Source organism: Mycobacterium persicum (assembly GCF_002086675.1).
GTDB lineage: Bacteria > Actinomycetota > Actinomycetes > Mycobacteriales > Mycobacteriaceae > Mycobacterium > Mycobacterium persicum.
In genome coordinates this window covers 1-2,118 of the sequence record NZ_MVIF01000213.1, presented here as the reverse complement: position 1 = coordinate 2,118, position 2,118 = coordinate 1, and the positions used below count along the sequence as shown (strand labels likewise).

At 62.7% G+C, this 2,118-nt stretch carries 1 protein-coding gene and 1 pseudogene; one reads left to right on the top strand and one right to left on the bottom strand.

What is annotated here, in order from left to right; all coding sequences use genetic code 11:
- Positions 1-1,003: 1,003 nt before the first annotated feature.
- Positions 1,004-1,599, bottom strand: a pseudogene (locus BST40_RS32230) (transposase); the annotation flags it as partial.
- Positions 1,600-1,915: 316 nt separating this feature from the next.
- On the opposite strand from BST40_RS32230, the gene BST40_RS27875 reads away from it, so the two are divergent.
- Positions 1,916-2,118, top strand: a 203-nt coding sequence (locus tag BST40_RS27875) for a hypothetical protein (protein ID WP_142276848.1), incomplete at its 3' end; no start/stop codon positions are given.

Here is a 2,118-nt window from a genome sequence, read left to right as displayed (position 1 = left end):
GACACCACCCCCACCCAAGACCGCCTCGCAAACCTCTTCGACATCCACCGCTACGCACCCACCCGCTGACCAGCACAAACACGACGGTGGGTAATACACCCACCAACCCCAAAAACCGCCACCTACCAGCACAAACAGCGCTGACCAACCATCGACGGTGGAAACTCCCGCTAGCGGGTCAATTTTCAAATGTCGTCAGGGCGTCACTCTTCATACGCCATTGACAACACGCAAGGGAGTGGGGACTTCTACCTGGCCACCAATAGGACATCCACCTGGCCATCAGTGGGGACCTACAACTGGTCCATAAATGGGGACTTTCACATGACCACGGACAGGGTGGTCTGCATCCCCGATACCCGAGCACGCGGACTAGCATGGACGCGTCGTCCGGAGCGGCGATGTTCATCTTCGCGTCTTTCGGCATTACAGTCTCCTTCCCTTCTCGATACCGCAGCCGTCCTTCCCCAAGTGCCGGGCTTTCCCGGCTCGGAGTACTACGACGGCTGCGCCCCATCCCGACCCGATCGGCGGTCGGTGCGCCCAGCCGAATCCTCTGGCCGGATGCCCAGAGGATCGGCGGGACCGGGATGGTTCCCGTGTTCACTGTGATTCGCTCGACGAAGAAGGAGCCCGACTCTGCCCCTGCGGCATCACCAGGGCTAACCCGCAGCACTTAACCGTGGACTCCCGGCCGACCGTCCTATCCGACCCAGGAGGTCCCCACCAACACTCGATGAGATGCGCACCGCCCACGGCCCATATCCGCCAGATTCGAGCCGGTGCAAGATGAAGGGACGTAAACGTCGGTTCCTTGCGTACTCCTTTTCCGTCCCGCTCGCCGGACCCGCACCATCTGGCAGTGCTGGTACGTCCCGGCTTTGTCAGGGCCGCTTGCCGCCCTCCCGGGTCGGGCTGCCCTCAGCTCCACCGTCCCGCCGCGACGGGATCGGCGACGTAGGTCTTTCACCTCCGTTCGAATCAATAGCGCCTCACGGCGCACCGGGCGTTCTTTGCGCACGATCAGACGCATCCCGGGCGGCCAGGTCGACAGGTCGCACACCCCGGTGGCTTCAGCTACCAGGTGCCGTCGCGGATACCGCCGTTGGCGTCGTAGACCGGGGTCCACGCCGAGGCCGGGATTGCCGCGATCGCACCGGCCATCGCCTCGGTCAGCCCGAACCCGACCGTATATGCCAGGCGCCGGGGTCAGATAGTCGAGGAACTCATGAGTCCCGCCGCCGGCATCGACGCGGACCAACACCTTCTTGCCGATCCCGATACCCCTCGACATTGGGCACCTGAGCCAGCGCGTCGGCGAGCACCCACATGTGGTCATCGGCGGTGTGGCCCCGGCATTGCCGGGGCGCAACAAGATCGCCAACGGCTCACCGGTGCCCTCGCATCCGTGGTCGACGAATGCGCACAAGGGGTGAACCCCTAGCCACGCTTGAATGTCGGGGCCGCAGATTCCTTATCGCTGTGGGCAGTCACCAGGGTGGCATCCAGATCAATGATCAGCGGATGCTCAGCATCCTCGATACCTCTGAGCTGACCATATAGCGGCATCGCACACCAAGCGAAACCACGGCTTGTCGCGGATTCACCGAGCCTCCCCGCGTCAACGCGGCAGCCACTACCGGCTTCCCAAAGATCCGTATTGCGGTTTATAGTGGATCGCATTACGGATCATCGACTCAACCCGACCGACAGGAGGTACAGCGCTCCAAAACTCGGGTTGGCTACGCAAGCTGGCAAACCCTTCACACGCCTACCGGGACGTGGTGCGAGCGACGTGTAACGCCCGCAGCTGGCAGGCCGAACTACTGGAAGTGACCTATCCGAGAAAGAGCTCGTCTCGTAGCCTTCCCGGATCGGCAACGACGGTTAGCAAATGAGAAGACAGGAGTTTCCCGTGACAGATCGCAAAATCCGACTCAAGCCGATCGGCGCCGGCCTCGGCATGGCTGGCATCGGCATCGCAGCCGCCGCTCTCATGAGCTATGGGATGACCGGTACCTCGACTGCCGACACCAACTTCAAACAAGCCCCGGCAACAATCACGGCTACCGAGGGCACGGACACGGTGACCGCAACCGTCGACGTAACGACCCCGAC